Here is a 6,826-nt window from a genome sequence, read left to right on the forward strand (position 1 = left end):
AAGGAGGCTGTCTGCGAAGACCCGGTCGCGGCGGCGCGCGACGCTGCAAGCCGCTGGAACGCGTGCGTGGCGTTGAAGGGCGGCAGCACGGTCATTGCCTCGCCGGACGGTGCGTTGTGGCAGTTCGATGATGGGGCGGCGGGATTGGCGACGTCGGGCTCCGGGGACACGCTGGCAGGGTTGATCGGCGGCCTGGCGGCGCGGGGCCTGCAGCCGCTCCCCGCCTGCGCCTGGGGCGTGGCGGCGCACGCAAGCGCTGGGGCTGCACTGTCGCGGCGGCACGGCCCGTTGGGCTATCTGGCGCGCGAACTGGCTGCAGAATTGCCGGCCAGCTTGCACGCGCTCAGCAAGCGGTCATCGCCGCGCTGAGGCTGAGCGCGCCTCACGGCGGCGCGCTGCGCCTGCGGGTCGCTCACGGCGCTGTGCAGATCGACGCATTCACGAAGGGGGCCAGGTAGCACGCCGTCAGGCCGTCCGCTGCAGCCGCCACATGTGCAGGAGCCCCGGCCGCCACGACGCGCCCACCGTCCTGCTCAGCGCGAGGTCCCATGTCGATGACCCTCGCTTGTCAGTCGCGGCCGCCACTACGATGACGCGCGGTGGCTCTCAATTGGAGGTGGTGCAGCGTGCGGCATGCAAGCCCATCGCCTACGCCACCTGCGCTGGCGGGATGACCACGCCCCCTTGCCCGGCAACAAACACTGCAGCCTTCACATTTCAACAGGCGATCGTCGCCCGCGCCCCGGGCAGCGGCAACAGCAATCGTGGAACCTCTGGACCTCGTGCAATGGCCTGCATTCGCAGCCTCGATCGCAGCGGCCTACCTCGTGGGCTCCAGCGCAAAGGGCAAACGCAATGCGGGCTTCTGGATATTCCTGCTCAGCAACGTCCTTTGGGTGGCCTGGGGCTTTCACACCGACGCCTGGGCCCTCGTCGCCTTGCAGCTTTGCCTGGCTGGGCTCAATGTGCGGGGGCTGTTCAAGACGGAGGCGCCGTCGTGACCGCTCTTGCCGATCGATTCGCGGCACTTCTTCTGACATTCGGCAACTCCTCTTGCGACAAGAATCAGATAACAGATCCGTCGAGGAGACGTCATGTTCGAAGGATACAAGGCCAGGATTCAAAGCTACTGCGAGGAAGCTGGCATCGAAGTCCCTGTCGGTTTCGGCCGCCACGCGGCCGGCCGCTACGTGGCGATCGACGATGAGTCCTCGCCGCCCAAACTCGTGGCGACGACATGGCCGAACCGAAAGGATGTGGTGAACTACCTGGTCAGCTTGGCCGCAGGCCGGAGGACGCGGATACTCGACTTCAAGGATCGTCGCGAACTGAGTTTTGACGGCAAGGCGAGCCTGCTGAGGGGCGCCGTTTTCTGAGCACCGCTGCTAAGCGCCGCGCGCCGTAGATGCGGACATTAGATGGCGGGGCTGCTCACAGAATGGCTGCGCATCGAGCCAGCCGTGCTGCTCGGCCAACGCGCGCAGGTCCGCCACCTTATGCCGGCCCATGCAATGACTTCGCGCGATCTCTCGCTCGGAGGCGCCCCGACGCATCTGCGCAAGGGCGATTCGGTACTGAAACATCTCGATTCTCCTTCGCTCATCGCGGCCTCCGTGGGGACTTCATCAAGTCGCCCACTTCAGCACGCAACTACCCCATCAGATCGAGGTGTCCTTCAACTCAAGTGGCTCCAAAATGCCGAAAACGCAGTGGCTCCATTACGGCGGAAATCCACTGGCTCCAATACGCCGGAAAACGAACTGGCTCCTATGTGCCGAAAGATGACAGCCGCTCAGACCCGATCGAATGATGGGTGGGGGGCCCGCTCCCCGCGGCGCTGATGAGCATGGAACCATTGCAAACAGGCACCCCTGGAACATGGCCTACATCAGATTCGGTTCGGCCTGATCGCGCAGCGGACCACGGGGAGCGACAAACAATTTGCTGGGCATTGGAACGGTAGTCGTCGCCTCCCAGCGGCGCCGGCTTGGGAGCTTCTCATGGCGATCTCGTCCTCTGTCATTTCCTCTGAACGGGTCGAAGGCACTTCCGTGTACAACGTTGCAGGCGACAAGCTTGGAACCATCGACGATTTGATGATCGACAAGGTCTCCGGGCAAGTGCGCTACGCGGTGCTGGAGTTCGGCGGCTTCTTGGGCATGGGTACCGACCGCTACCCCATCCCGTGGAACATGCTCAAGTACGACACCGCTCAGGACGGCTATGTGGTCCCGCTCGACAAGACCCAACTCGAAGCCGCGCCTCGCTATGGTCAGGACGCAGTGCCCGAGTATGACGACGCCTACCGGACGAGTGTGGACAAGTATTACGACTTCTGAATAGGGGCGTTGGCTCAGAGCCGCGTAGTAGACAGCACCGAGCGGCATTTGTGCTGTCCGACGCAACCGCCGCAAGACCTGCCCTGGGCACGAAAGACTTCATTGACGACTGGATGTCCCGCAACGAGATCGGCGGATCGCGGTTCTCGGATCTGTAGGGCTCCGTCACGGCGACACCGTCGGCCTCCGGCGCTGGTAGAGGAAGCTTCGGCATCCACCCGGAAACCCGGTTCCTCGATGCCGGCGGCCGTCCGTCTCCGACTGTAGTCGGACAGGCTAGCGAACACCGTTGGATGCTGGCTTTCAACGTTCAGCGCATCCAGCTCCAGCGGTCCTGCTGGGCGGCGGCAGGCGAACGGGCCTTTGCCGTTGCGCTCTTGTCCGACAGACCTTCTCTAGTGATTGAAGTACGGTTAACAATCCGGGAAGTCGCACGCCAGGGCAACGCTCAGGAGGTGAAACTCATGACAACGAGACAAGAATGGGACGAATATCTCCGGTATGTCCAGGGGTACAAATCTCTCTCGCCTCTTCACGAAGAGAAGAGCAGCGATCCGCCCTCAAAAGAGGTTGCTACGCCCTATGATCCCAAATGACTGGTCGGACAGTCGAGCGAACAGGGGCTTCAGACCCCAGCCTTTAGCGAGCGAGCGCATCCAGCCGGCGCAGCGCCTGTCGCTCGGCGGCCAGCTCCGGCGACTTGCCTCTCCGGGCCTCAAGCGCGCCCAGCGCTTTCGAGATCACGGCGACGTCGTCCGACTTCGACGCGGGTGAGCGGCCGGCGCCGGCTGTCCGTCATCGGCCAGCACCGTCGGGTTTGATACGGTTTGGGGTGCCACATTTAACCTGCCTCGTCTTCGCGCTTGCCCTTCGTTGAATCCATCATCCTTGCAACCGCGCTCACCTGAGCCGCACCCGATCTGAAATACCCCGCGACGGTGTCCACACTCCGATGCCCCGTCATCGCCATCGTCTCCTGCAGCGGCATGTTTTGACGCCCCGCCTCGGTCACGAACCCCGAGCGCAGCGAGTGGGCCGAGAAATCCCCGCTCACCCCTGCGAGCGCACACCGCGCCTTCACGATGTCCCGCACCGCCGTCCCTGACAGCCCGTCGGTGCCCAATTTTCCGTTCTTGAGGATGCGTCGGAAGAGGGGCCCCGAGGTGATGCCGCTCGCCTTGAGCCAGGTGTCCAAGGCCACGGCCGCCGACCCGACCACCGGCTTCACGTCTTCCGGGCGGATCTTTCCGTTGTGGTTCGTCTTCGAGCTCGCCAGCGTGTACAGGTAGGCGCCTTCATCGCCACGATGCAGGTTCTCGAACACAGCCTCTGAGACTTCCGAGCGCCGGCGCCCGCCCGAGGCCCAGGCGAAGAGGAGGAGGGCGCGGTCGCGCTTTCCCTTGAGCGAGTCGTCGCAGGTCTCCAAAACGGCCTCCAGCGGCTCCTTGGTCAGCGCGCGCTGCTTGTGGGGCAGGGCGTTGCGCTTCGCATAGGCCTTTCGGGTCTTGCTCAGCAGCGCTTTCACGGCAGGATCCACACACGGGTTGGGCTGCTTCGAAACGTGGTGCGCCATCGAGAGCACGGAGATCCGGTGCATCAGGGTGTTCAGCGCCGGTGCGCCAAGCTTGCCCTTGAAACCGCCCTCGACCAGCGCCTCATCGATCTCGGGCGGCAACTGGTGCTCGAGGCCCGCCTTGGTCGAGCGCTGGGCATGGTCGACGATGAACTGAACGACCACAGGGACTGCAACCGGCAGTGCCATCTGGCGCCCGTAGCGCGCGCCGAACCAGGCCGCCCAGTAGCGCATGGCGGCGCGGTACGCCAGGCGCGTGTTGCCTGATTCGCCTTCGGCCATCAGGTCATGGGCGGCTTCCTCGGCCATGTCAGAGAGCTGGCCGGGGTCGAGAAGCACATGGTCACGCTTCAGCGGCATCAAGGCCTTGAACACCTTGGACACCTTGGACACCTTGGACACCTTGGACGACGGCACTTTGTCAGGGGATTTCATGGACGCGCTCCAGCAACGGACGGGATTCACCAGCGACGACAGGCCGTCGGCGCAACGCCGACTTACCGTTATTTAGTACATGTGCCATGTATGATGTCTTACGTATATTGTACATCACTTCCGATAATCTATTATTATCGCAAGTAAAAGATCGCAAGGAAAGCCGGCATGGATCCGAAAAGTTCGATGCGTGTTCAGTAATTTTTGTGCGCTTTTGCAAGCATTTCTTGTGCGTACTCGAGCGTTAGACTCGAAAACCGTTGAAATCAAAGGAACCGAGTCGGGCGACAGCATTCGCTTTTGGAATGTGCAGGGATATGCGACAGCATTCAGTGAATGTTGGTCTTGCCCGGAAAGGAAGCAAAAGTCTTCCAAGGGTCGGAAAGCAAGCCTTTTGTGGACATGCCTGGGGGCTTCTGCTCAGCGACACGATTCACTTGGCTTCGGTCAAAGATGAAAGGTGTTTGAATGTTGTCGTCACCCGACAAGACAGCGTCTGACACCTGCAACACGCGATCAACAACTGGCAAGGAGCAATTGAGTGATTGATAACGTGCAGCACCCGATCAGATCGGGGCGCGGCGTACAGGAGTCGCAAGTTTGGGAAGCTGCCGACGCCTTGCTTCACGAGGGGCTTCGACCGACGATCGAGCGCGTGCGTCAGCGTCTTGGCAGCGGCTCGCCCAACACCGTGAGCCCCATGTTGGAGCGATGGTTCGCCACGCTTGGCAAGCGACTTGACGGCCATGGGGCCAACCCGGCCGACGGGGAGGCGCATCAGCTACCGCTCGCCGTCGTCCAGGCCGCAAAGCTGTTCTGGGATGCCGCCCGCCGCGAGGCCGATCAGGTGCAGGTCCAGAAGTCAGAGGCCACTCGGCGCGAGTTCGAGTTGGAGCGCAGCGCCCTGGGCCAGATGGGAGCCGACCTCCAGCAGCGCGAGATCTCCTTTGAGCAGGCCCGGACCAAGCTAGATGAGGCCCTCGCCGCCTCAAAGCAGGCGCTTTGCGCCATGCAGGACCAGATGGATCGGCAACAGCAGGAATCTGTGCGCGTGCTCAGCGAGTCGGAAGCCGAGGTGCGGCGTCTGCGCAAGGCTCTGGATGAAACGGAAACCAGCAAGGAAGCCCTACGCGAGAGTTTGGCAATGCAACTTGGAGCAAAGCAGCGCGCCGCAAACGAAGCCGAGGAGCGCCATCTGGCACAGGAACGTCGCCTACTCTCCGAAATCGATCGCGAGCGCATGGTGACGCGCCAAGCCACCGCCGACCTCGCCAAGGAGCAACAGGCCCGTTTTGCCGATGCCGAGGCCGCTCGCACCGCTTTAAGCACGACTCAGCAAGCGCTGCAGGACGAACAGACTGCGCACCGCGACGAAGCTGCCGCCTGGTCACGCCAATACCAAGAGGCGCAGGTTGAACTGGCAATTTTGCGCGAGCGTGGCGCCGGAGTCGAACAGCGCGCCATCGATCTCGCTTCCCAGCTTCAGCGACACCTTGACCAGTCCGAGCGCGAGATCAAACATCTCCGAGACAGCCACGCCGCAACGGCCGCCGCCATGCGCAAGTTGGGGTCCCAGCACGAGCACAGCGACACGACACCGCACGCCCGCGGGAAAAAGACATCAACGTGAGCGCTGGACTCGGAGCTGCTGACGGCAAGACTTTTGTGACGGCAAATGTGCGTGGGGATGTCTAGATGAAAGTCGCCCAAAGAACCCCTTGGCGACATTAATACAATAGTATTTATGTTAAATCCTTGACGGAGTGCAACGAAACCTGCCGCCTCGCTCCTCGTAGTCCGCCGACAACAACGTGCACATCGGATTGCCCTATCCGCGACAACATTCGCACACCCGGGTTGTCTGCGGAAAGCAATGAAATCCTGTCGCGACGACCACAACTAGGTTCCAACCTGAATGTCGGTTCAGCGCAAAGAAAACCTCGGGCGCCGAAACCGGTTCGAGCGTCATACTCACATCGAAATCGGCCATCCAAGGAGGATTAGTCTGCCAAAGTTCGATCCTGATGCAGGACACCACCCGGCAATTGCCCACCTTGTAGTCAAAGCTAGCCATGTACCCAAAGGGCAGGCGCCTCGAAGAAATTCTCTGGCAGTTCGCTCACGAAGGCACCGGATACCCAGTCAAGCCGACAGCGATCTGCGGTGTGCGTGACCACGACCGTCGACCCTTCGAACGGCTCAGCCAACTTCGACGTGCCTGGTGCACCGCAATCGTGTCGACGGGACGAAGCGCGCGCTTGAACGGCTTTTCCTTGCTGGGCGCCGCCGCGGTTCCACGGTTTTGGAGGATCCGGATCGCGCGATAGTCCGTAAGCGGCTGGCCGTCCCATAGTTGACGGGCGGACGAGGATCGCCGCGGTAGCGGCGACGTGCTCAGCGCGCGGGGTGCCAGTTGTGCGGAAGCAGTTCGTCGATGCGGCTGTTCAGCTGCGTGGGCAGCCGGGTGAGGACATCATTG

At 62.2% G+C, this 6,826-nt stretch carries 8 protein-coding genes; 6 read left to right on the forward strand and 2 right to left on the reverse strand.

Features of this window, described 5'->3' with window-relative positions:
• From AC1DF3_RS36370 to AC1DF3_RS36390, 5 genes are all read left to right on the forward strand, one after another.
• A partial coding sequence (locus AC1DF3_RS36370) for an NAD(P)H-hydrate dehydratase (protein WP_478142720.1) occupies positions 1 to 369 on the forward strand: 369 nt, incomplete at its 5' end.
• 395 nt (positions 370 to 764) lie between these two features.
• Positions 765 to 1,001: a hypothetical protein gene (locus AC1DF3_RS36375; RefSeq protein ID WP_436411666.1), complete on the forward strand. Its 237-nt coding sequence runs from the start codon at positions 765 to 767 to the stop codon at positions 999 to 1,001.
• A 93-nt stretch (positions 1,002 to 1,094) separates the two neighbouring features.
• Complete coding sequence (locus tag AC1DF3_RS36380; RefSeq protein ID WP_301815864.1) at positions 1,095 to 1,376, forward strand: hypothetical protein; 282 nt, start codon at positions 1,095 to 1,097, stop codon at positions 1,374 to 1,376.
• A gap of 624 nt (positions 1,377 to 2,000) precedes the next feature.
• Positions 2,001 to 2,339: a PRC-barrel domain-containing protein gene (locus tag AC1DF3_RS36385; protein ID WP_301815861.1), complete on the forward strand. Its 339-nt coding sequence runs from the start codon at positions 2,001 to 2,003 to the stop codon at positions 2,337 to 2,339.
• Positions 2,340 to 2,632: 293 nt separating this feature from the next.
• Positions 2,633 to 2,935, forward strand: coding sequence for a hypothetical protein (locus AC1DF3_RS36390; RefSeq protein ID WP_478142721.1), 303 nt, complete (start codon positions 2,633 to 2,635; stop codon positions 2,933 to 2,935).
• A gap of 245 nt (positions 2,936 to 3,180) precedes the next feature.
• Here AC1DF3_RS36390 and AC1DF3_RS36395 read toward each other — a convergent pair whose 3' ends face one another.
• On the reverse strand, positions 3,181 to 4,272 hold the full coding sequence (locus AC1DF3_RS36395; RefSeq protein WP_478142724.1) for a site-specific integrase: 1,092 nt from the start codon (positions 4,270 to 4,272) through the stop codon (positions 3,181 to 3,183).
• A 404-nt stretch (positions 4,273 to 4,676) separates the two neighbouring features.
• Positions 4,677 to 4,877 carry a hypothetical protein gene (locus tag AC1DF3_RS36400; RefSeq protein WP_478142722.1) on the reverse strand — a complete coding sequence of 67 codons (201 nt, stop codon included), beginning with the start codon at positions 4,875 to 4,877 and terminating at the stop codon, positions 4,677 to 4,679.
• Positions 4,878 to 4,888: 11 nt separating this feature from the next.
• On the opposite strand from AC1DF3_RS36400, the gene AC1DF3_RS36405 reads away from it, so the two are divergent.
• Positions 4,889 to 5,977 (forward strand): DNA-binding protein, encoded by a 1,089-nt coding sequence (locus AC1DF3_RS36405; RefSeq protein ID WP_478142723.1) that lies wholly within the window; start codon positions 4,889 to 4,891, stop codon positions 5,975 to 5,977.
• Positions 5,978 to 6,826 lie beyond the last annotated feature (849 nt).

The sequence above is a fragment of the Variovorax sp. 10N432 genome, assembly GCF_056394465.1.